Raw genomic sequence first — 22,010 nt, forward strand, 5'->3', positions numbered from 1 at the left:
GCGTGACCATGACATCGTTCAACGTGGGCGATCACGTCAGCTGGAATTCCGAAGCCGGCCGGGTGCGCGGCCGGATCGTGCGCATCCATACGCGGGACGTGACGTACAAGGGTTACGTGCACCACGCGACCAAAAGCGATCCACAATACGAAATCAAGAGTGACACGACCGACCACGTCGCGCTCCACAAGGGCAGGGCGTTGCGCCGTCTTCGGCGCTGACGGCCAGTGCGGCGCGAACGGAATTGCAGCGGGTCGCCCACTCATGGATGTGGGACGCACCGGGCGGTACACCGCCGGAGACGCCGCGATGCGCGAGTTGCCGGCGCCCTGACGTCCGGACCGAGCTCGGCGTGCGCCGTCTCAGATCCGGGCTGGCATCATCCTGCTCTCAGTCGGTGTAGTAAATGAACCGCCCGCAGCTCTCGCAATTCCGGAGCTCGCTGTTCCGCTCCTGATCGCGGCCCTTGCTCGTCGGCACGTGGACGAAGCAGCCGTAACAGACGCCGTTCAGCACCGGCGCCACGACCCGTTCGTGCCGCTTGAGGATGCGGCGATACGCCGATTGCGTGCGCGGCGACAGCTGCTGCTCGCGCTCGACGATGCGTTCGCCTAACCGTGCGCTGAATTCCTCCACGTTCACCGGAATCCCTGCCGCCGCGTATTCCGCCACCGCGATATCCCGCCGCAACGTCTGTAAGTCTTGAATCTCGAGCAGAATTTCCAGCTCGGCATGCAACATCAGACACCCTTCTCCTCCAACAAGGTCAGGAACTGGCCCGGTTGCGTCAACGACAACAACCGCTGCGGCACATCCGGCTCCTTGCTGAACTGTGCAATCTTCCCGAGTACGGGAAGATATTGGTTAGACACCTCGAGGGGCGGCGCCACGATGAGGAAGAAAAAGAAGACCGGCTTCTCGTCGATTGCCTTGAAATCGACGCCAGCCGGCTTTCGCCCAAACGCCACGCGAAGCTTGTTCACGACCAACGAGCGGCAGTGCGGGATCGCAATCCCGCGCCCGATGCCCGTCGATCCCAGGTTCTCGCGCCGCTTGAGCATCTTGTACAGCATTCCTTCCGACTTCTCATCCAACTTGAGAAGCGAGATCAGTTCCTTGAGGATGTCATCCTTGGTGCTCCCCTCGAGCGCCAGTTTGATCCCGTCTTCGGTAAAGAATTGTCGTAATTCCATCTATCTCCCCGGGAGCGAATATCTACCTCGAATCAGCCGCGTCTTCGCGGGAAACCACGCAACTTACCCCGTGTGCAAAACAGTGTCAAATAACGACGTTGCATGGAGTTGCCGGTCAGAGTAACTTCATTCCATGGCATTCCCATATTCCACCGCGTTCCCGGTGCCGCTTTACCTCGCACCGATGGCCGGCGTGTCGGAGTCGCCATTTCGCCGACTCTGCCGACGCTTCGGCGCAGACGTGGTGGTCACGGAGTTCTTGAGCGCCGAAGGCATCCGCCGAGAGAACCCGGCAACCATCGAAAAGCTACGCTTCGGAGCGGACGAACGCCCCATTGGCGTCCAGATTTTCGGCGCCGACCCCGCCGCGATGCGCGAGGCAGCGGCCTTCGTCACCGACGTCTTTGCGCCGGAATTCATCGACATCAACTTCGGATGTCCGGTGAAGAAGGTGGTGAAGCGCAACGGCGGCTCGGGATGTCTCAAGGATCTCGGGCTCGTCACCGACGTAATCCGCGCCGTCATCCAGGGCACGCACCTGCCGGTGACGGTGAAAATCCGCAGCGGCTGGAACGAGGAGATGCGCGACCCGGTGTCGATCGCGCTGCGCTGCCAGGACGCGGGCGCCCGTGTCCTAACGCTGCACCCGCGCACGCGCGCACAGATGTACTCGGGCGACGCGCGCTGGGACGAGATCGCCGCGGTCGCGAGTGCGCTCGACATTCCCGTCATCGGAAATGGCGACATCAAATCCGCCGAAGACGCGGTGCGCATGTACCGGGAGACGGGATGCGATGGCGTCATGATCGCGCGCGGATCGTTCGGACAGCCGTGGGTGTTCACGCAGGCGCGCGCGTTGCTCGAGGGCAAGCCGATGCCGCCCGCGCCGCCGGTCGAAGAGCGTTTCGCCATCGCCTCCGAACACGCGCGCATGGCGCAGGCGTACGAGAACGATCCGCGCGGCGCGGCCATCGAGTTCCGCAAGCACCTCGGCTGGTACGTGAAAGGCCTGCCGGGGTCGGCCGACATCCGCCGCAAGCTGCACCTCGTGGAGTCGCTCGCCGCCGTGGACGACATCTTCGCCGAATATCTCGCTGCCCGCGCCCGCGGGGAGGTCGAGCCGTCCGACGGAGCGCTCGCCGAGGCTCGGGCGGCGTGAGACGGGAGCGCGTTCTGGCGCTCCTGCGCCAGGTCGCGTCCGGCGAAGTCGATGCCCAGGCAGCCCTCGGTGCGTTAGGCGCGCTCGAGTTGCCAGCCACCGAGTCGCTCGGCTTCGCCACCGTCGACCATCACCGCGCGCTCCGGCAGGGCTATCCCGAAGTCATCTTCGCCGCCGGCAAGACCACCCCTCAAGTGCTCGCGATCGCCGAGCGCATCGCGGAGCGCGGCGAAGGCGTCCTGATCACGCGGCTCGGGCCCGAGATGCACGCCGCGCTGCTCGAGCGGTTCCCGTCCATCGACATCAATCCGCTCGGCCGCACGGCCTTCCTTGCGCCCAACGTGCCGGCACCGGTCGGCCGCGGCACCATTCTCGTGATCACGGCAGGCACGAGCGATCTCCCCGTTGCCGAAGAAGCCGCGGTGACCGCGCGCTCGCTCGGCAACACGGTGGAGAGGCTCACCGACGTCGGGGTGGCCGGGCTGCATCGACTGTTGTCGCAGAGCCGCGCGCTCGAGGACGCGGCGGTGATCATCGTCGTGGCCGGTATGGACGGCGCTTTGCCCTCCGTGGTGGGCGGCTTGGTGTCGGTGCCCGTGATCGCGGTACCGACGAGCATCGGCTACGGCGCCAGCTTCGGCGGCGTGGCCGCCCTGCTTTCCATGCTCAACAGTTGCGCCTCGGGCGTGACGGTCGTCAACATCGATAACGGGTTTGGAGCGGCCTTCGCGGCATCGCGAATCACGCACGCCTAACCCAACATCCTGTCGACATCGCCGAGTTTGTCCCCCGAGAGCCACGTGCCTTCTCGCATCGGCGCGCTCGCACTCTCGGTCGCGCTGACTATCATCGCCACGAGCGTCGTGCGATCTCCGATCGCCGCGCTGCTGGCGTGTCTCATCGCCGCGCTCGCCTGGCGCGCCGGTGGGCCGTACGCGATCGGCGTCGCGCTTGCATCCGCCCCGATACTCGCCCACTTCGACCCGTTTCTCGCCGCCATGAGCGAGGACTCGCGGTGGATTCGGCTGGCGTGTCTGCTGGCGGCAGGCACGGCGACCGGATTCATTGCTCGCGCGTCGAGCCGCATCGGCACCGCGGACGCGTGGCTCGATGGCAGCCCGGATCTGCCGCCGTCGTCGCGCACGCCGTCGGTCGAGCGCCTCATGCGCGACCATGCGTTGGGCCGCGCCGTCGAACGCGATGCGATCGAGCGGCTGCTCGCCGATGCCCAACAATCGCTCGGCGCCGACGATGTGACGCTGTGGCTGCGCACGGACTCGGGCGCGGCGCGTCCGGCGCTCACGATGCCGGCTGGCGCCCAGCGCGAGCGGCGGACCACGCCGCCGGCGCCGGAGCTGGTTGCGTGGTCCATGGCACAGGGCATCGTCACCGCAAACCAGGACACCGAGGGCAGCGCGCTCATCGCGGCGCCCCTCGCCGGGTCGGAAGATGAACAGGCCGGCGGCGTCCTCACGCTGTACGCGGCCAATCGCCACCGGCTGCCGTCGACCGTCCGGCAGGAGCTGACCGCCCACGCCGCCCGGTTAGGCGCATTGCTCGGCCTCCTGCGCGACGGCCGTGAAACGCGGCAGTACCGCGGCAAAGCCGAGCGCCTTGCCCGGGCCGCCGAGCGGGTGCAGAGCAGCCACGACGTGGCCGGGTTAGGCCACGCCGTCTGCGACGCGGCGCTCGAGTTGTCCGGGGCCACGCGCGCGGCGTTCGTCGTGTGGGACGAGCGGGAGGAAGTGGGCACGGTGGCGAGCGTTTCGATGGGGCACGCGGTGCCGGTCGGCTTCGAGGTGACGCCGTCGTCGTTCATCGGCACGGCATGCCGCGAGCGCCAGCGGTTCACGTTGAGCGAGGTGGACGCTGCGTCGCAGTACGCGGTGTTCGGCGAAGCGGAACCGCCGCGACGGCTGGGGTCGCTGGCGGTGGTGCCGCTGGTGCGCGAGGGCCGCCCGTTAGGCGCGGTGGCCGTGGAAGGCGACGAGGCCGGTCAGGTCTCCGTGGTGGAGTCGTCGTTGCTGCTGCTGCTGTCGTCGGTGTCGGCGGCGGCCTTCGTGAACGTGCGGCATCTCGAGATTGCCACCGTCGAGTCGCGCACCGACCCGCTCACGAACCTGGCAAACCGCCGGGTGTTCGACGAGCGTTTTCGCCAGCACCTGGCCGAATGCGACCGCAACGGGCAGGTGCTGTCGCTGATACTCGCCGACCTCGACCACTTCAAGCAGATCAACGACACGTACGGTCACACGGCCGGCGATCGTGTGCTGGCCGCGGTAGCAGCCGCTGCCAAGCGCACGATCCGCGGCATCGACCTGTGCACGAGATACGGCGGTGAAGAGCTGGCGATCTTGCTTCCGCAGACGCCAATGGAGCGTGCACGCGAGGTGGCCGAGCGCATCCGCCGCACGTTCGAATCGGCTCGTGTGGAGGTGGACGGACACGTGATCGGTGTAACGGCGTCGTTTGGGGTGGCGAGCTTCCCGACGAGCACGGGTCGCCACGACTCGCTCTTCTCGGCCGCCGACCGGGCGCTGTACGAGGCCAAGACGGCTGGTAGAAATTGCGTGAGGTGCGCCCACGAAAGCAATTTTGCCGTAAAAGCTTAGTGGCGCGTGATCGTGGCCGAGCACGAGGCGGCGGCGCATTGACCGGCTGGGCCAATTGATCTAGATTTTGTGTCGAGGGGGCGACTGGCTTCGACGGGGTAGGTGAAGCGGTGGCCGCGTGCCCAGGTCCTCGAGCCCTGGTAAATCACTCGGGAAATTTCATAACTGCCAACAACAACTTGGCTCTGGCTGCGTAACTCCGGTTACTGCACCTGCCCGTTGGGAAGCTCGCCTGAGGCGGCTTGACGGGTAACGAAAATTCGGGCTAGCGCGCCGTTGCGTCTTCCGGCGGTGCGCAAAATCAAAGAAGACTCGTCCAGCAGTGGGCGGCCCATTGGCCAGCGGCTGGAGACCTCAATCGATGGGCTACGCACGTAGACGCTGCTTTGGATCTTGTCTCGGACCGGGGTTCGAATCCCCGCGCCTCCATGGTGTCCAACGGCCGGCTCGGCACTCGAGCCGGCCGTTGGCGTTTTCCGCACGTACCTTTGCCTGATGCCCAGGCCGCGCACACCGCAGGAACGCGCACCCGCCGCGGCGCCGACGGTACACGACCCCGGTGTCGAGGATGCGCGCGAACGCGCGTCCCGGCTCGCGGCGCCCGGCGCGGCGCCGCTGCGTACGCCTAACGGATCGATCGTCAGATTCGGCACCGCGTCGTGGACCGACCCGACGCTGGTGCGCTCGGGTGTGTTCTACCCCAGCCAAGCGACGTCGGCCGAGGCGCGGCTCAAGTATTACGCATCGCAGTTCTCGATGGTCGAAGTCGACTCGCCGTACTACGCGCTGCCGGCGCGACAAACTGTGGAAGCGTGGGCGGACCGCACGCCCGAGACGTTTCGGTTCGACGTCAAGGCGCACGCGCTCATGACCGGCCAGCCGTCTGAGGTCGCACGCCTGCCAGCGGAGCTTCGCGAGGCGCTGCCCGCTCCGCTCGATCAGAAGCCGCGCGTCTACGCGAAAGACCTGCCGCCCGAGGTGGCCGACGCCGTGTGGTCGACCTTCATCGACGCGCTGCTGCCGCTCCGCGAGACGGACAAGTTAGGCGCGGTGCTGATGCAGTACCCGCGGTGGTTCCTCCCCGGGCACGCGAGCCGCGACCAGATCCTCGATGCGCACCATCGTTTTGGCGACGTGCCGTTCACGGTCGAGTTGCGGAATGCGCTCTGGTTCAACGCGCGGAACGCCGAGCATACGCTGCGGTTCTTCGAGGATCACGGCATCCCGTTCGTGATGGTCGACGAGCCGCAGGGGCTCAAGAGCAGCGTGCCGCCGGTGGTGGCCGTGACGGCGCCGCGTCTCGCGGTGATCCGGTTTCACGGGCGCCGCGCCGAGACGTGGGAGCGCACGGGTGTCACGACGACGGAGAAGTTTCGCTATCTGTACGACGCGCGCGAGCTCGAGGCGTGGGCGCCGCGCGTCGGCGAGATCGCCGGGCGCGCGCAGGAGGTGCACGTGGTGATGAACAACTGCTACGCGAACTACGGGACGACGAACGCGATCGAGTTGGCGGCGATGGTGCGCCACGTGTACGAAGGCGGACCAAGTTAGGCGCTCGGGCGGGAGCCGGTGCGGCCGGACGGACAGCAACATCGAATTCGCGGCTCGCTCGGCCGCCGGGCATCGTGATGCCTACCGATAGACGTCGAGGTCCCGCGCCACGACGAACGGCCCAGCGTAGAGCGCCCGCAGTCTCGCGTAGCTCCGCTCCGCCGCGGGGCCGTCGGGCCGCTGGTGATACAGCACCAGGAGCTTGGGCTGCGTCGCCGTAGCGATCGCCGCCAAGTCTTCGACCGTGGTATGAAAGTGCTTGAAGTAGGGCGTCGCATCCTCCTCGAGCACCGTCCCGCCCTCGTGGAGGAGCAGGTCGCACCCATGACACTGGCCTAACACACCCGACGGCGGACCCGTGTCACCCGACAGCACGATGTCCTTGTCCGGCGTCGTGATGCGGAAGCCGAACGCCTGCGCCCAACTCCCGTGATGCTCGAGGAAGGCGGTCACCGTGACGAGCGAGTCGCGATAGACCACACCGGGACCGATCTCGTGTACGCGCACCACGGGGCCCGCCTCGCCTTGATGCTCACCACCGCGCCCGGTGCGCACCGCGATGTCTTCGGCATAGGCGGCGATGAGATGATCCGTCATCTGCTGCAGCCCGCCGGGCCCGTACACGTCGAGCGGCGCGTGCCGCGCGCCCTCGAGCGTCCACGACGTGAAGATGAGGTCGGCGTAGCCTAACGTATGGTCGGAATGCAGGTGCGTCACGAAGGCCGTGCGCAGAGCCGATGCGCCGGTCGGCGCGAGGCCCATGCCTAACGCCGCCGCCCAACGCCGCATCACGCCCACGCCGATGTCGAAGAGATACGGCGTCGCGTCGACGATGACGACGACCGCCGGCCCGAAGCGGTCGGGATCTGCCGGCGGCGCACCGGTGCCGAGCATCACCACCCGCGTTCGGCCGTATGCGCTCGGAGCTTGCGCGCACAACCTTGCCGTCGACGCGGCGCCCAGTGCGAGCACGCCGACCGCGGCTGCGCGAATTGCCATCCTGACCTGTGATCCGGGTCGCATCATGATCGCCATCCCCCGATGTGCAGCTACGGCCGTCCATCCGCTGGTCCCGATTCTATGCGGCAAGGCGCGCGCACGCCAGAGCTCGGCACTGGAGCGGCGCGCCATCCCGCGGCGCCTAACGGACTGCGGCGCGACCCGGAGGCGCGGCGGCAGTCGTTACTGCGACTGGTTCGCCAGCGCGGCCTGGGCGGCGGCCAGCCGCGCGATCGGTACGCGGAACGGTGAGCACGACACGTAATTGAGCCCGGCCTCCTGACAGAACCGAATCGACTTCGGTTCGCCACCGTGCTCGCCGCAGATGCCGGTCTTGAGCCCCGGTTTGACGCGCCGCCCTTCGGTGACGGCGTACCGAATGAGCTTGCCCACGCCGACCGTGTCCAACACCTGGAAGGGATCTTCGGCCAGAATCCCCTTGTCGACGTAGAACGGCAGGAAGCGGCCGGCGTCGTCGCGGCTCAGGCCGAACGTGGTCTGCGTGAGATCGTTGGTGCCGAAGGAGAAGAAGTCGGCCTTGGCGGCGATCTCGTCGGCGGTGAGCGCGGCGCGCGGCAGCTCGATCATCGTGCCAATCGTGTAGGGCACGTCTTCGCCCATGGCGCCCAGCACTTGCCGTGCGGCCTCTTCGAGGATGGCGCGCTGGTTCTCGAACTCCTTCACCGTCGAGACCAGCGGGATCATGATCTCCGGCTGGACGTCGATGCCGCGCCGCTTGCTGCGCACCGCGGCCTCGAAGATGGCGCGGCCCTGCATCTCCGTGATCTCGGGATACGTGATGCCCAACCGGCAGCCGCGGTGGCCGAGCATCGGGTTCACCTCCCGCAGCGACTCGACGATGCGGCCGAGCTCCTCGCGCCGCATGCCTAACGTATGGGCGAGGCGCTTGGCGTCTTCGCCGCCGTGCGGCAAGAACTCGTGCAGCGGCGGGTCCAGCAGCCGGATGGTGACCGGAAGGCCGGCCATCGCTTCGAAAATTCCGTCGAAATCCTGGCGCTGCATGGGCAGCAGCTTGGCCAGCGCGCGCCGGCGGCCGCCTTCATCGCGGGCGACGATCATCTCGCGCATCGCCACGATGCGGTCGCCCTCGAAGAACATGTGCTCGGTACGGCAGAGTCCGATCCCTTCGGCGCCGAAGCCGCGCGCGATCCGCGCGTCCTGCGGCGTGTCGGCGTTGGCACGCACGCGGAGCGTGCGCATCTCGTCGGCCCAGCCTAACAGACGGGCGAACGATTGGTACGTCGCCGAATCGGCGCCGCGCATCGTGCCGGAGAGCACGCGCACGACGTCGCTGGGCATCGTGGGCAGATGCCCCGCGAACACGCGGCCGCTCGCGCCGTCGAGCGTGACCCAATCGCCCTCGTCCACCGTTTTGCCGTCCACGGTGAAGCGGCGGTGCTCGAGATCGACGTGGATGTCCTTGCAGCCCACCACCGCACATTTGCCCATGCCGCGCGCGACGACGGCCGCGTGACTCGTCATGCCGCCGCGTGCCGTTAGTACGGCGCGCGCGGCGACGATGCCGTGAAAGTCCTCGGGCGTCGTTTCTTCGCGCACGAGGATCACGGCCTCACCCCCTGCGGCGCGCTGCTCGGCCGCGTCGGGGTCGAACACCGCGCGCCCGCTCGCCGCGCCGGGGCTGGCCGGGAGACCGGTCGCGATCGGCTTTGCGTGCGCCGACGGATCGATGATCGGATGAAGCAACTGGTCGAGCTGCGACGGATCGACGCGCTGAACCGCCTCGCGCTTCTGAATCAGCCCTTCGCTCACCATCTCGTCGGCAATGCGCACGGCCGCCGCCGACGTGCGTTTGCCCGTGCGCGTCTGCAGCAAGTACAGTTTGCCGCGCTCGACGGTGAATTCTATGTCCTGCATGTCGTGGTAGTGCTGCTCCAGACGCTCCTGCGTCGCCATGAGCTCTTCGTACGCACCGGGCAAGCGTTCGGCCATCTGATCGATGTGCAGCGGCGTGCGAATGCCGGCCACGACGTCCTCGCCCTGCGCGTTCACGAGGAACTCGCCGAAAAACCGCTTCTCGCCGGTGGAGGGATCGCGCGTGAATGCGACGCCGGTGCCCGAGTCGTCGCCCATGTTGCCGAACACCATCGCGACGACGTTGACGGCCGTGCCTAACGTTTCCGGAATGCCGTTGACCTTGCGGTAGTCCACGGCTTTCTTGAGCGTCCACGATTTCCAGACCGCCTCGATCGCGCCCCACAGCTGCACCTGCGGATCCATGGGGAACTCGGCGCCCAGTGTTCGCTGCACGAGCGACTTGTACTCTTCGACGAGATTGCGCAGCGCGTCTTCGCTCAGCTGGGCGTCGGTCTCCACGCCCTGGTGTTCGCGTTTGGCGGTGAGCAGCCGCTCGAACTCGTGCATCGGCACCCCCAGCACGACGTCGCCGTACATCTGGATGAACCGGCGATACGAATCGTAGGCGAAGCGCGCGTTGCCGCTCTCGCGCGCCAGGCCGACCACGGTGCGGTCGTTGAGGCCCAGGTTGAGGATGGTCTCCATCATGCCGGGCATCGAGATCGGCGCGCCGGAGCGCACCGACACGAGCAGCGGCGAAGCGGCGTCGCCTAACCGGCGGCCGGCGGCCTGCTCGAGATGCTCGAGCTGCGACGCCACCTCCTCCCGGAGGCCCACCGGCTCCTGTTTGGTCTGCAGATACGACACGCACGCTTCGCAGGCGATCGTGAATCCGGCCGGCACGGGGACGCCGAGGTTGGTCATCTCGGCGAGATTGGCGCCCTTGCCGCCGAGCACCGCCTTCATGTCCTTGGTGCCGTCAGCTGTGCCGTTGCCGAAGAAATAGACGAGCCTGGACACGACGATCGGGTCTCCGCGATGAATGTCGGAGGGCCGCCGGACGGGCGGCCCAATTGCCTAACAACCGCAGCCGAAGCGCAGCTTGTCCGGATCGGTGGGCGGCGGCGTCGGATAGTCGCCCGAGAAGCACGCGTGGCAGAAGCCGTCGGGGCCGCCCGGCACCGCGGCCAGCATCCCCTCGAGCGACAGGTAGCCGAGGGAGTCGACGTCGATGTGGCGCGCGATGTCGTCCACGGACAGGTTGGCGGCGATCAGCTCTTCGCGCGAGGGCGTGTCGATCCCGTAGTAGCACGGCCCGGTGACGGGCGGCGACGCGATGCGAATGTGCACCTCGCGCGCGCCGGCGGCACGGACGAGCGACACGAGGCCGCGCGTGGTGGTGCCGCGGACGATGGAGTCATCGATCATCACCACCTTCTTGCCCTCGAGCACTTCGCGCACGGGGTTGTACTTCACCTTCACCTTGTGGCTGCGTCCGGCCTGCGACGGCTGGATGAAGGTGCGGCCCACGTAGTGATTGCGGATGAGTGCGAGCTCGAGGGGCAGTCCCGTTTCCTCGGCGTAGCCTAACGCGGCGGCGTTGGCCGAATCGGGGACGCCGAACACCAGGTCGGCGCCGGGCGCCGGGCACTCGCGGCCCAGCTGCCTGCCTAACGCGCGCCGTGCGCGATCCACCGACCCGCCGTCGAAGATGCGGCTGTCGGGCCGGGCGAAGTACACGTACTCGAACACGCAGCGCCTGGATTCGCGCGGCGTCAGCGCCTGGCGGCAGCGCAGGCCGTCGGCATCGACGATCACGATCTCGCCCGGCTGCACGTCGCGCACGTGCGCGGCCCCGACGATGTCGAGCGCGCAGGTTTCGGACGCGAACACCACTGCGCCGCCCAACCGGCCGATGACCAACGGACGCCAGCCGCGCGGGTCGCGCGCGGCCATGAGCGTGCTCCCGCTGGCGACGACGAGCGAGAACGCGCCCTCCACGCCTTGCAACGCCTCGGCGAGCTGGTCTTCCGGACGGTCGGACTTCGACCGGGCCATGCGGTGCACCAGCACTTCGGAGTCCATCGTCGAGCTGAAGATCGAACCCTCGTCTTCGAGCTCGCGGCGCAGCTCGCTCGCGTTGACGATGTTGCCGTTGTGGGCGAGCGCGATGTACCCGCCGCGAAAGCGCACCAGCACCGGCTGGGCGTTGTCGATCGACGACGAGCCCGCCGTGCTGTACCGCGTATGGCCGATGGCGAGCGTGCCGGCGAGCTCGTCGAGCGCGCTCATGCCCTCGGACACCAGGCCCATCCGCCGCTGCGCGCGAGCGACGCCGTCCGCATCGACGGCGACGATGCCCGCCGATTCCTGGCCGCGATGCTGCAGCGAATAGAGTCCCAGGTGCACGAGCCCTGCGGCGTCCTGGGCTCCGTGCACTCCGAAAATTCCGCACATGGATTACGATGCCGATGGTTGAGGGTGTTGCTCCAGCACGGCCGTCTCGCCGGTCGCCCGCGACATGATGCGTGGAATCGCGTCGTGGTACGCGCCCGCGAGACGCGCGAGCGGCGCCGTGAAGCTCCGGGTGCCGACACGAATCTCGAGGGCCTGTGCCGCTGCACGCACCGTGCCGATACGCGCCGCGGGGACGCCGCGTGCGCGTGCGGCCTCGACCACGCGGTCCGGCGCCGCGGTGCTCACGACGATGCGCCCCTGCGCCTCGCCGAAGAGCAGCGCCCGCAGCGGCAGGCCGCTCCATCGCGTCAGGTCGATGTCGGCGCCTAACGGACGCTCGGCGTCGCCGATGGCGCACTCGGCGAGCGCCACCGCCAGGCCGCCGTCGCTGCAGTCGTGGGCGGTGTGCACCGCGCCGCCCGCAATCGCCTCCAGCAGCACGTCGATCAGCGCGCGCTCGCGCGCGAGATCGCAGGCGGGCGGCGCACCGGCCACCACGCCGTGCACACGCGCGAGATATTCGCTCGCGCCGATCTCATCGGTCGGCTCGCCCAACAGCACGATCGCGTCGCCATCCACGTGGAACGCGGAGCGCGTGACGTGCGAAAGCGAATCCACCAAACCCACCATGCCGATGATCGGCGTCGGATAGACCGCGCCCGTCGGGCTCTCGTTGTAGAGCGACACGTTGCCGCCCGTCACCGGCGTGCCTAACGCTCGGCACGACTCGGCCATACCGGCTACTGTTTCGCGAAACTGGTAGAACACCTCGGGCCGGCGCGGGTTGCCGAAGTTGAGGCAGTTGGTGATCGCCATCGGCCGCGCGCCGACGCACGCGACGTTGCGCGCGGCTTCCGCAACCGCGATGCGGCCGCCGGTACGCGGATCGAGGTACACATACCGGCCGTTGCCGTCCGTCTTCATCGCGATCGCCTTGTCGGTCCCGCGGAGACGCATCACCGCCGCGTCGCCCTCACCGGGCGACACCACGGTGTTCGTCCGGACGGTCGTGTCGTACTGGCGGTACGCCCACCGCTTGCTCGCGATCGTCGGCGACGACAGCAGACGCTCGAGCGTCCACACCGGATCGCGCTCTTCGGGACGTTCGGCGATCGCGTGCACGTCGCGCTCGCGCAGAGCGCGAATGGATGCGCTCTCCGCCGCCGGCGGCGTGTAGACGGGGCAGTCGGTGACCAACCGCGAGCCGGGAAACTCGGCCACCACGCGCGCGCCTTCGGTGACGCGATACACCGGCTCGGCAATCACTTCGCCGATCACCTCGGCCGCGAGATCCCATTTGGCGAGAATGTCGCGCACCGCGCGCTCGTGTCCCTGCTTCGCGACCACGAGCATGCGCTCCTGCGATTCGCTCAGCAGGATTTCGTACGGCGTCATGCCTTCTTCGCGCACCGGAACGCGCGTCACGTCGATGGTGACACCGACATCGCCGCGCGCCGCCATCTCGGCCGACGACGACGTTAGGCCGGCAGCGCCCATGTCCTGAATCGCGACGATGTGCCCGCTGTGAATGAGCTCGAGGCTCGCCTCGAGCAGCAGCTTCTCGGTGAACGGGTCGCCGACCTGCACACGCGGACGCTTCGCATCGCTGGCCGCCGAGAGATCTTCGGAAGCGAAGGACGCGCCGTGAATCCCGTCGCGACCCGTACGCGCGCCCACCGCCATGATCGGATTGCCCACGCCTTCGGCTTTGGCGCGAATGAGATCGCGCTCGTGCATGAGCCCGACGCACATCGCGTTCACGAGCGGATTGCCTTCGTACGCGTCGTCGAACACCACGTCGCCCGCCACCGTCGGAATGCCGACGCAGTTGCCGTAATCGCCGATGCCTTTCACGACGCCGCCGAACAGATAGCGTTGGCGCGGCGAGTCGAGCGAGCCGAACCGGAGCGAATCGAGCATCGCGATCGGCCGCGCGCCCATGGTGAACACGTCGCGCAGAATACCGCCGACACCCGTGGCCGCGCCCTGATACGGCTCGACGGCCGACGGGTGGTTGTGCGACTCGATCTTGAACGCCACCGCGAGGCCGTCGCCGATCGCGATCACGCCGGCGTTTTCTCCCGGGCCCTGCAGGACGTACGGCGCCTCGGTGGGCAGCGTTCTGAGCACGGGTCGCGAATGCTTGTAGGAGCAGTGCTCGTTCCACAGCGCGCTCACGATGCCTAACTCGGTGAACGTGGGCTCGCGGCCCAGCATGCGCACGAGGCGGTCGTACTCGTCGGCGGTGAGCCCGTGCTCGGCGACGAGCGCCGGCGTGATGGCCGGATCGCCGGGGCGCGGTTCCACGGCGCGCGCGTGGCCTGTGGCGGTTGCGGGCGGAGTGCGCCGGTCGACGTCGGTCACGCGGATACTCGAGCGAGCATTGATTGAAATATACCCAACCCGTCGTTCGATCCGACCAGCGATTCCACGGCGCGCTCGGGGTGCGGCATGAGACCCATCACGTTGCCTTCGGCGCTCACGATGCCGGCGATTGCGCGCTGGGAGCCGTTCGGGTTCGATTCCGCGTCGAGCCGGCCGTCCGCGTTCACGTACCGGAACGCTACTTGTCCTTCGCCTTCGAGTCGGTTCAGTGTGTCCTCGTCGGCGGTAAAGCGGCCTTCGCCGTGGGCGATCGGGATGCGCAGGATCTGTCCCGGCGCATACCGATTGGTGAACATCGTGTCGATGTTCTCGACGCGCACTCGCACGAATTGGCCGAGAAACGAGAGGCTGGCGTTGCGGAGCAGCGCGCCCGGCAGGAGGCCTGCTTCACACGCGATCTGGAATCCGTTGCACACCGCGAGCACAGGACCACCGCGGCGCGCGTGCGCCGCGACCTCACGCATGATCGGGCTGAAGCGCGCGATGGCGCCGGCGCGCAGGTAGTCGCCGTACGAGAAGCCGCCGGGCAGGATCACGACATCCACGCCCTGGAGGTCGTGATCCTTGTGCCAGAGATAGACGGCGTGCTCGCCCAACACGTCGGCCACGGCGTGAAACGCGTCGTAGTCGCAGTTGGAGCCGGGGAAGGTGACGACGCCGAACTTCACGACAAGCCCTCGACGCGCGCGATCTCGTAGTCTTCGGTGACGGGGTTGGCGAGCAGGCGCTCGCACATCTGGCGAACGGCGTCGCCGGCGGCGTCGGGCGTGCGCGCGGCGACGTCGAGCACGACGTGGCGGCCGATGCGCGCGTCCTCGACGTCGCGAAAGCCGAGCGTGTGCAGGGCGTCGGCCACGGCCTTGCCCTGCGGATCGAGAATACCTTTCCGCGGCACGATGTGCACGGACACTCTATAGCGGCTCATTCACGCTCCTCTTCGGACCCCGGGCTGAACGGATGGATTTGGTCGCCTAACGGAGGGCCGCGGCGGCGGCGGCGCCGCCGCCGGTGCGGATGCTCGGCGAGCTCGATGGGCCGCGCGGTCTCTTCTTCCTCGTCGTCGTCCATCAGCGGATCGGTGCTCGGCACGCGGTCGAAGACGCCTAACACAAAGGTCCGGAGCAGCCCGTAGGCGACGTACGCGACCATCGCCGGAAAGGCGTAGCGCTTGTGGTCGATGATCACCAGCACGATGGCGGCGATGAAGGCGGCGCCGAGCACGATCGTGCCCGGTTTGCGCAGGCTGATGTTCGGCGGCGCCGGATAGAGCACGTGGCTGATCATGAGAAAGCTCAGCACGAGCATCACGGCCAGGAGCACCGTGTGCCACGGCCAGCCGCTCACCAGGTTGAACAAGCTCGTCTGGCTGAACCACCAGTAGGTGGCGAGCGTCATGCCGGCCGCGGGGCTGGGCAGGCCGTGGAACTGCGTTTTCGCCCGGCCGCCCTGTTCGATGTTGAAGCGCGCCAGCCGCATCACCGCGCAGGCGATGTAGATGAAGCAGACGAAGACGCCCAGGTTGTCGTGGTTGAGCGCCGCGAAGTACATGATGAATGCGGGCGCCACGCCGAACGTGACCGCATCGACCAACGAATCGAGCTCGACGCCGAATCGGCTGGACGTTCGCGTCATGCGCGCCACGCGACCATCGAGCGTGTCCATGACGCCGCCGAAGACGACGAACCAGCCCGCCCACTCGAAGTCGCCCCGCGAGGCGGCGGTGATCGCCAGCACGCCGAACAACAGGTTGCCCAACGTGAATCCGTTAGGCAGCAGCACCACGGCGCGGCGCATGTCGGGGCGGGGAATCGCCGGTCTCACTGCGGCAGCTCCGCGAGCACCGTCACGCCGGCTACGGGACGCTCGCCGACGCGCGTGCGGATGGTCGCGTCGGGCGGCACGAACACGTCCACCCGCGAGCCGAAGCGGATGATGCCCATGCGCTCGCCCTGCACGGCCGGCGCGCCGAGCTTGGCATACGTCGCGATGCGGCGTGCGATGAGTCCGGCGATCTGGCGCACCAGCACCTTGTGCGACCCGCCGTTGATGCCCACTGACATCTGCTCGTTCTCCAGGCTCGCCTTCTCCGCGGCGGCGTTGAGGAACTTGCCGGGATTGTAGTGTTCGTACGCCACCGTGCCGTTCACCGGATATCGGTTCACGTGCACGTTGAAAATGTTCATGAAGATCGAAATACGGATGGCGCGTCCGTGCACGAAGTCCGGCTCCTCGACGGGCGTGATCATCACGACGCGACCGTCGGCGGGTGCGATCACGAGGCGATCGCCGCGCGGGCCGACGCGCTCGGGATCGCGAAAGAAGTACGCGACCCAGATCGCGATGATGAGCACGAGAATGCCCGCCACCCACAGCGGCCACGATCGAAACGCCAGCGCCAGCGCAAACACGATCACGACCGCCGCGGCGCCGCCGAGGATGAACACCGTGCCTTCGCGCGCGAAGCTCATTGCAATTCGCTCACGTCGAGCGACTCTCCCGTTAGGCGACGATACGCATCGAGATACCGGGCGCTGGTGGCGCGGACCACGTCATCCGGGAGCGCGGGTGCCGGCGCTTCGCCGTTCCACCGGCGCGCGCGGCGCTCGCCGTCGAGATAGTCGCGCAGAGGCTGCTTGTCGAAGCTCTTCTGCGGGCCGCCGGGCGCGTACGAATCGGCGGGCCAGAAGCGCGAACTGTCGGGCGTGAGCAGCTCGTCGATCAACACGATCGACCCATCGGCGCCGCGGCCGAACTCGAGCTTGGTGTCGGCCACGATGATCCCACGGTTCTCGGCGATCGCGCTGCCGCGCGCGAAAATCGCGCGGGTGAGCCGCTCGAGCTCCGCACCGACGTCTGCACCGACGATTTGCCGCATGCGGCTCACGGTGATGTTTTCATCGTGTCCCGTTTCGGCCTTGGTGGCGGGACTGAAGATCGGCTCCGCCAACCGGTCGCTCTCGCGAAGCCCCTTGGGCAGCGGCTCGCCGGCCAGGGTGCCCGATGCCGCGTACTCCTTCCACGCCGAGCCCGAAATATATCCTCGAATGACACACTCGATCGGGATGACCGCCGCGCGGCGGCAGAGCATCGCGCGTCCGGCGAGCATGCTCCGAAACGAGTCGAGAGCGGGCACCAGACGCACGATGTCCGATGTGCGCGCCGTGATGAGATGCGTCGGCACGACGTCCGCGACCTTGCCGAACCACCACGCGCTCAACTGCGTGAGCACGGCGCCCTTGAAGGGAATCGTTTCTCGCATCACGACGTCGAATGCGCTCACACGATCGGTCGCCACGAGCAGCAGGCGCGAGGCATCGACCTCGTAGATGTCGCGCACTTTGCCGCGGCCCAGGCGCCGCAGGGGGAGATCGCTCGAGACCATCGGCGTCATACGCGGGGCTCCTCGGCATCGGGGGCGGCCGCGGGCGCGGCAGCAAGGATGGGCGCGATCACGTCGCGCAGAAATTCGTCGACCTGGCGGGGCGCGCGTCCCAGATAGCGAGCCGGATCCCCGGCCTCGCGCAGGTCGTTAGGCGAAAGGCCGGCATCGGCATCGGCGGCGAGGCGCTCGAACAGATCGTTGCGCGGCGCCCCGTCCTTCACGGCTTGCGCCGCCGCCAGGCTGTGACGGCGGATGCGCTCGTGCGCCGCCTGGCGATCGCCGCCCGCCTGCACACTCTGCACGATGAGCGCTTCGGTCGCCATGAAGGGCAGCTCGTCGGCCACGCGGCGCTGGATGCGCGCCGGGTGGACCTCCAGGCCCGACGCGATGTTGGCCATCAACAACAGAATCGCATCCACCGCCAGAAACGACTCGGGAATCACCAGTCGCCGGTTGGCGCTGTCGTCCAACGTGCGTTCGAAGAACTGCGCGCCGTGCGTCAGGTTCGCGTTCTCCTCGATGGAGATCACGAACCGGGCGAGCGACGAAATCCGTTCGGCGCGCATCGGGTTGCGCTTGTAGGCCATGGCCGACGAGCCGATCTGCTCGGTCTCGAACGGCTCTTCGATTTCGCCGAACGACTGCAGCACGCGGACATCGCCGGCGAATTTCGCCGCGCTCGCCGCAATGCCGGCCACTACGCCGAGGACCATCGCATCGAGCTTGCGGCTGTAGGTCTGTCCGGTCACCGGCAGGACGTGATCGAAGCCTAACCGGCGAACCACGAGCCGTTCGAGGCGCAGCACCTTGTCGTGGTCGCCGTCGAACAGCTCGAGAAAACTCGCCTGCGTGCCCGTCGTGCCTTTGACGCCGCGCAACGGCAGCGTCGCCGCGCGGTGATCGAGATCGGCGAGGTCGAGCACCAGGTCCTGCATCCACAGCGTCGCTCGCTTGCCGACGGTGGTCAGCTGCGCCGGTTGGAGGTGCGTGTACGCCAGCGTCGGCTCTTGGCGCCAGTGTTCGGCGAACGCGGCGAGCGCGCGCAGTACGGCGACGATTTCGACGCGCAGCAGCGCGAGTCCGCGCCGCATGAGGATGAGATCGGCGTTGTCGGTGATGAACGCGCTCGTGGCGCCGAGGTGAATGAAGGCGCGCGCCTTTGGCGCGACGGCGCCGAAGGCGTGGACGTGCGCCATTACATCGTGCCGGAACCGGCGCTCGAAGGCCGCGGCGGCATCGAAGTCGATGTCGTCGAGGTGGGCGCGCATCTGGGCGAGCCCCTCGTCGGTCACCGCCGTCACGCCTAACTCCTGCTGCGCTTCGGCGAGCGCCAGCCACAGGCGGCGCCACAGCGCGTGCCGCTCCTGCGGCGACCACAGTGTGAGCATGGCGCGGGACGCGTAGCGTTGGGCGAGCGGTGAGGTATACCGCGTCGCGTCGCTCATCGCACCATGAAGTCGGTGGTGTAGATCTGGCCTCCGCGCTCGAAGTACATGTGGATCACGCTCCGTCCGGCGAGGGCGTTCAACGCCTTCTGCACATCCTGCGCATTCTCGATCGGCAGCTGGTTGATTTGCACGATCACGTCGCCTTTGGCGATGCCCAGGTCATCGGAGACGCGCGGGCTCACCTGATAGATGAGCGCGCCGTGCGAGCTCCGAATCCCGCGCTCGGCGCGGATCGCCGGGGTGACGGTCACGAGCTCCAGCTCCTTGAGCACCTGCACCTTGGGCGCGCTCTCGTCGGGCAGCGACGCGACGGTGACGGTCACCGGGAATTCCCGCTCGCCGCGCTTGACCGTCAACTGCACGCGTTCGCCGACGCGCAGGTCGAGCTTCTCGGCTTCCCAGTCGAAGGGATTGTGGAGCACGCGGCTCCCGGCCCGCACGAGCGTATCGCCCGCTTTGATGCCCGCGGCGGCCGCGGGCGAGCCGGGCACCACGGCGCGGACGTTGACGCCGAACCGGAGCGCGCCGAGCGGGCTGTTGGTTTCGGGCAGCACGAGCCTGATGCCTAACCACGGCTGCCGGACCACGCCATGGAGCAGCAGGTCTTCCATCACGCGCTTGACGCGATTGATCGGGATCGCGAAGCCGAGTCCGACGGACCCGCCGGACGGCGAAAAGATCGAGCTGTTCATGCCGATCACTTCACCGACCGCATCGACCAGCGGGCCGCCGGAGTTGCCGTGGTTGATGGCCGCGTCGGTCTGGATCATGTCGACGTAGGTGGCGCTGCCTTCGTTAGGCGACGCCAGGTTGCGGCCGGTGCCGCTGATGACGCCCGTGGTGACGCTCGGTTCGGAATTGCCGAGATAGAATCCGTACGGGTTGCCGATCGCGATGGCCCATTCGCCGATGAGCAGACTGTCGGAGTTGCCGAGCTCGGCGACGGGCAGGTTCTTGGCGTCGATCTTGAGGACGGCGATGTCGTTGGTTTCGTCCTTGCCGACGAGGCGCGCTCGATAGGGCGTGCCGTCGCGCAGGGCGACCGAAATCGTTTTCGCGTCGTTGACCACGTGCGCGTTGGTGACGATGACGCCGTCGGACCGCACGATGAACCCGGTGCCGAGTCCCTGCAGCACGCGCTGGCCGCCGCCGCCCCCGCCGAAGAAGGCATCGAATGGATCGACGGGCGCGTTCTGCACGACCTCGGTCTGCACCGTGACCACGGCGGGCGACACCTTGGCGACGGCATCGGTGAGCAGGGTGCGGCGGCGCGGGTCGATGGAATCGACGCGGGTCGCGGCGTTGGCGCTCTCCACCTGCAGCGCCGTGGCGACGGACGAGGGCGGCGCCGCGTTGCCGTTCGGCCGGGCGTCGCCGCGGCACGCCGCGGCGGCGGCGGCGACCGCGAGCACGGACCAGGCGCGCATCAGGCGTCACTCCGGGCCACGCCTAACCGCGTGCCCCAGTCCCGCAGGAAGCCCTGAAGCCCGACGTCGGTGAGCGGGTGCACCAGCATCGCGCGCAGCACGGCCGGCGGAACGGCGGCTGCATCCGCGCCTAACTTGACCGCATCGACGAGCCGCCGCGGGCTGCGCACCGAGGACGCGAGGATCTCGCACTCGGGCGCGAAGCGGTCGAACATCGCCCGGATGTCGGCGACGAGCGCGCCGCCATCGCCGCCGGCGTCGTCCAGGCGGCCGATGAACGGGCTCACGTACGCGGCGCCCGCTTTGGCCGCGAGCAGCGCCTGCGCCGCGGTGAACACGAGCGTCATGTTCACGATCGCGCCTTCGGGCACGAGGCGCCGCATCGCCACCAGGCCGTCCTCGACCATCGGAATCTCGACCACCACGTTGTCGCCGATGCGCGCCAGATCGCGGGCCTCGCGATAGATGCCCTCGGCGTCGGACGAGATCACCTGCACGGTCACCGGTCCGGAGACCGCGCGCGCTATTGCCGTGACGTGCTCGGTCGGATCATCGCCGTCGAGCTCGCGCGCGATGAGCGTCGGGTTGGTGGTCACTCCATCGATGAGCCCCGTGGCGAGCGCCCACTGGATCTCATCCAGATTCGCAGTATCGAGAAACAGTCTCATGCCGTGGTCGAATAAAGGTCGTGCGGATAGGTGACCGCTTCGAGAAACAGCGCATGCGGCGGCGCGGGCGCGGACGTTTCGCGATTGTCGCTCGCGCCTAACAGAAGGGACACGGAGTCCGGATCGCGGCGCCCGCTCGCGGCATCGGCCATCGTGCCCACGAGCAGGCGCACCATGTGGTGCAGAAACCGGTTGGCTTCGATCTCGAACACGAGGCCGCCGGGACGTTCGCGCCACTCGGCGCGCGTGATGGTGCAGCGATGGGCGTCGCGCTCGGGCGCGGTGCCTTTCACGGCGAACGCGCGAAAGCAGTGCTCGCCTAACAGCGCCGCGGCGCTCATGGCGAGAATTCGCAAGTCGAGCTCGCGGTCGAGCGCCCACTCGACGCGGCGGCGAAAGGGCGAGCGCGCGGCGTCGTCAGTGCCGATGTAATAGCTGTACCGTCTCGATTTGGCATCGAAGCGTGCGTGAAAGGCCGGCGCCATCTCGTGCACCGCGGCCACCCACACGTCCCGCGGCAGCACGCCATTCAGCGCGCGTCTGAGCGCCGACGGGGTCCACCGCTCCGGAACTCGGACTCCGACCGCCTGGCCGCGTGCGTGCACGCCCGCATCGGTTCGGCCGGCGCCGAGCGCGGCCACGGGTCGCGCACAAATGTGGCCCAACGCGTCCTCGAGCTCCCCTTGCACGGTGCGCTCGCGCGGCTGTCGCTGCCATCCGGCGAACCCGGCGCCATCGTAGTGCAGCACCAGTTGCACGGTGCGCTCCGGCATGCCACGGAAACTATCCGCGTGCCCTCTGGTGTCAAGCGAGATGGAGAGAGCGAACCGATTGACAGTTCGATACCTACGCCTCTAGTTTGACGAACCCGCTCAAGCGTCACAGCCCCGTCT

At 68.0% G+C, this 22,010-nt stretch carries 20 protein-coding genes and 1 other RNA gene; 6 read left to right on the top strand and 15 right to left on the bottom strand.

The features are described from left to right. Positions 1-8: 8 nt before the first annotated feature. Positions 9-221, top strand: a complete 213-nt coding sequence (locus VFW04_14770) for a DUF2945 domain-containing protein (protein HEX5180597.1) — start codon at positions 9-11, stop codon at positions 219-221. Positions 222-390: 169 nt separating this feature from the next. Here the strand turns inward: VFW04_14770 and VFW04_14775 are convergent, their stop codons facing one another. Beyond that, positions 391-741 carry a hypothetical protein gene (locus VFW04_14775; protein HEX5180598.1) on the bottom strand — a complete coding sequence of 117 codons (351 nt, stop codon included), beginning with the start codon at positions 739-741 and terminating at the stop codon, positions 391-393. Then, positions 741-1,193, bottom strand: a complete 453-nt coding sequence (locus VFW04_14780) for a PTS sugar transporter subunit IIA (GenBank protein ID HEX5180599.1) — start codon at positions 1,191-1,193, stop codon at positions 741-743. The genes VFW04_14775 and VFW04_14780 overlap by 1 nt, the downstream gene beginning before the upstream one ends. 133 nt (positions 1,194-1,326) lie before the next feature. Here VFW04_14780 and dusB point away from each other — a divergent pair, with 133 nt between their 5' ends. The 5 genes from dusB (at position 1,327) to VFW04_14805 (ending at position 6,515) form a co-directional block, all read left to right on the top strand. Then, positions 1,327-2,352, top strand: a complete 1,026-nt coding sequence (dusB, locus tag VFW04_14785; protein ID HEX5180600.1) for a tRNA dihydrouridine synthase DusB — start codon at positions 1,327-1,329, stop codon at positions 2,350-2,352. Next, positions 2,349-3,107: a nickel pincer cofactor biosynthesis protein LarB gene (gene larB, locus VFW04_14790; protein HEX5180601.1), complete on the top strand. Its 759-nt coding sequence runs from the start codon at positions 2,349-2,351 to the stop codon at positions 3,105-3,107. The genes dusB and larB overlap by 4 nt, the downstream gene beginning before the upstream one ends. A gap of 45 nt (positions 3,108-3,152) precedes the next feature. Continuing rightward, positions 3,153-4,964: a sensor domain-containing diguanylate cyclase gene (locus VFW04_14795; GenBank protein HEX5180602.1), complete on the top strand. Its 1,812-nt coding sequence runs from the start codon at positions 3,153-3,155 to the stop codon at positions 4,962-4,964. A 76-nt stretch (positions 4,965-5,040) separates the two neighbouring features. Further along, positions 5,041-5,396: a transfer-messenger RNA gene (ssrA, locus tag VFW04_14800) on the top strand. A 63-nt stretch (positions 5,397-5,459) separates the two neighbouring features. Then, positions 5,460-6,515 carry a DUF72 domain-containing protein gene (locus VFW04_14805; protein HEX5180603.1) on the top strand — a complete coding sequence of 352 codons (1,056 nt, stop codon included), beginning with the start codon at positions 5,460-5,462 and terminating at the stop codon, positions 6,513-6,515. A gap of 81 nt (positions 6,516-6,596) precedes the next feature. Here VFW04_14805 and VFW04_14810 read toward each other — a convergent pair whose 3' ends face one another. The 13 genes from VFW04_14810 to truA all read right to left on the bottom strand — a co-directional run bounded on the left by VFW04_14810 (position 6,597) and on the right by truA (position 21,890). After that, on the bottom strand, positions 6,597-7,514 hold the full coding sequence (locus VFW04_14810) for an MBL fold metallo-hydrolase (protein ID HEX5180604.1): 918 nt from the start codon (positions 7,512-7,514) through the stop codon (positions 6,597-6,599). A 183-nt stretch (positions 7,515-7,697) separates the two neighbouring features. Further along, positions 7,698-10,370, bottom strand: a complete 2,673-nt coding sequence (ppdK, locus tag VFW04_14815) for a pyruvate, phosphate dikinase (protein HEX5180605.1) — start codon at positions 10,368-10,370, stop codon at positions 7,698-7,700. Positions 10,371-10,427: 57 nt separating this feature from the next. Then, a complete protein-coding gene (gene purF / locus VFW04_14820) occupies positions 10,428-11,807 on the bottom strand; it encodes an amidophosphoribosyltransferase (protein ID HEX5180606.1) in 1,380 nt (459 codons plus the stop codon). A gap of 3 nt (positions 11,808-11,810) precedes the next feature. After that, the gene (gene purL, locus VFW04_14825) at positions 11,811-14,171 is read right to left on the bottom strand and encodes a phosphoribosylformylglycinamidine synthase subunit PurL (protein HEX5180607.1); all 2,361 of its coding nucleotides are present in this window, start codon (positions 14,169-14,171) and stop codon (positions 11,811-11,813) included. Continuing rightward, positions 14,168-14,860 carry a phosphoribosylformylglycinamidine synthase subunit PurQ gene (gene purQ / locus VFW04_14830; GenBank protein ID HEX5180608.1) on the bottom strand — a complete coding sequence of 231 codons (693 nt, stop codon included), beginning with the start codon at positions 14,858-14,860 and terminating at the stop codon, positions 14,168-14,170. Before purQ ends, purL begins: the two co-directional genes overlap by 4 nt. Continuing rightward, positions 14,857-15,117, bottom strand: coding sequence for a phosphoribosylformylglycinamidine synthase subunit PurS (gene purS / locus VFW04_14835; GenBank protein ID HEX5180609.1), 261 nt, complete (start codon positions 15,115-15,117; stop codon positions 14,857-14,859). The genes purQ and purS overlap by 4 nt, the downstream gene beginning before the upstream one ends. Then, positions 15,114-16,013: a CDP-diacylglycerol--serine O-phosphatidyltransferase gene (gene pssA / locus VFW04_14840; GenBank protein ID HEX5180610.1), complete on the bottom strand. Its 900-nt coding sequence runs from the start codon at positions 16,011-16,013 to the stop codon at positions 15,114-15,116. The genes purS and pssA overlap by 4 nt, the downstream gene beginning before the upstream one ends. After that, positions 16,010-16,660 (bottom strand): phosphatidylserine decarboxylase family protein, encoded by a 651-nt coding sequence (locus VFW04_14845; GenBank protein HEX5180611.1) that lies wholly within the window; start codon positions 16,658-16,660, stop codon positions 16,010-16,012. The genes pssA and VFW04_14845 overlap by 4 nt, the downstream gene beginning before the upstream one ends. Beyond that, the gene (locus tag VFW04_14850; GenBank protein HEX5180612.1) at positions 16,657-17,583 is read right to left on the bottom strand and encodes a phosphoribosylaminoimidazolesuccinocarboxamide synthase; all 927 of its coding nucleotides are present in this window, start codon (positions 17,581-17,583) and stop codon (positions 16,657-16,659) included. The genes VFW04_14845 and VFW04_14850 overlap by 4 nt, the downstream gene beginning before the upstream one ends. Continuing rightward, positions 17,580-19,019 carry an adenylosuccinate lyase gene (gene purB, locus VFW04_14855; protein ID HEX5180613.1) on the bottom strand — a complete coding sequence of 480 codons (1,440 nt, stop codon included), beginning with the start codon at positions 19,017-19,019 and terminating at the stop codon, positions 17,580-17,582. Before purB ends, VFW04_14850 begins: the two co-directional genes overlap by 4 nt. Further along, positions 19,016-20,449 carry a trypsin-like peptidase domain-containing protein gene (locus VFW04_14860; protein HEX5180614.1) on the bottom strand — a complete coding sequence of 478 codons (1,434 nt, stop codon included), beginning with the start codon at positions 20,447-20,449 and terminating at the stop codon, positions 19,016-19,018. Before VFW04_14860 ends, purB begins: the two co-directional genes overlap by 4 nt. Continuing rightward, a complete protein-coding gene (gene fsa / locus VFW04_14865; GenBank protein HEX5180615.1) occupies positions 20,449-21,117 on the bottom strand; it encodes a fructose-6-phosphate aldolase in 669 nt (222 codons plus the stop codon). Before fsa ends, VFW04_14860 begins: the two co-directional genes overlap by 1 nt. Further along, complete coding sequence (gene truA / locus VFW04_14870) at positions 21,114-21,890, bottom strand: tRNA pseudouridine(38-40) synthase TruA (protein ID HEX5180616.1); 777 nt, start codon at positions 21,888-21,890, stop codon at positions 21,114-21,116. Before truA ends, fsa begins: the two co-directional genes overlap by 4 nt. Positions 21,891-22,010: the final 120 nt, after the last annotated feature.

The sequence above is a fragment of the Gemmatimonadaceae bacterium genome (genome assembly GCA_036273715.1).
Taxonomy (GTDB): Bacteria; Gemmatimonadota; Gemmatimonadetes; order Gemmatimonadales; family Gemmatimonadaceae; genus JADGGM01.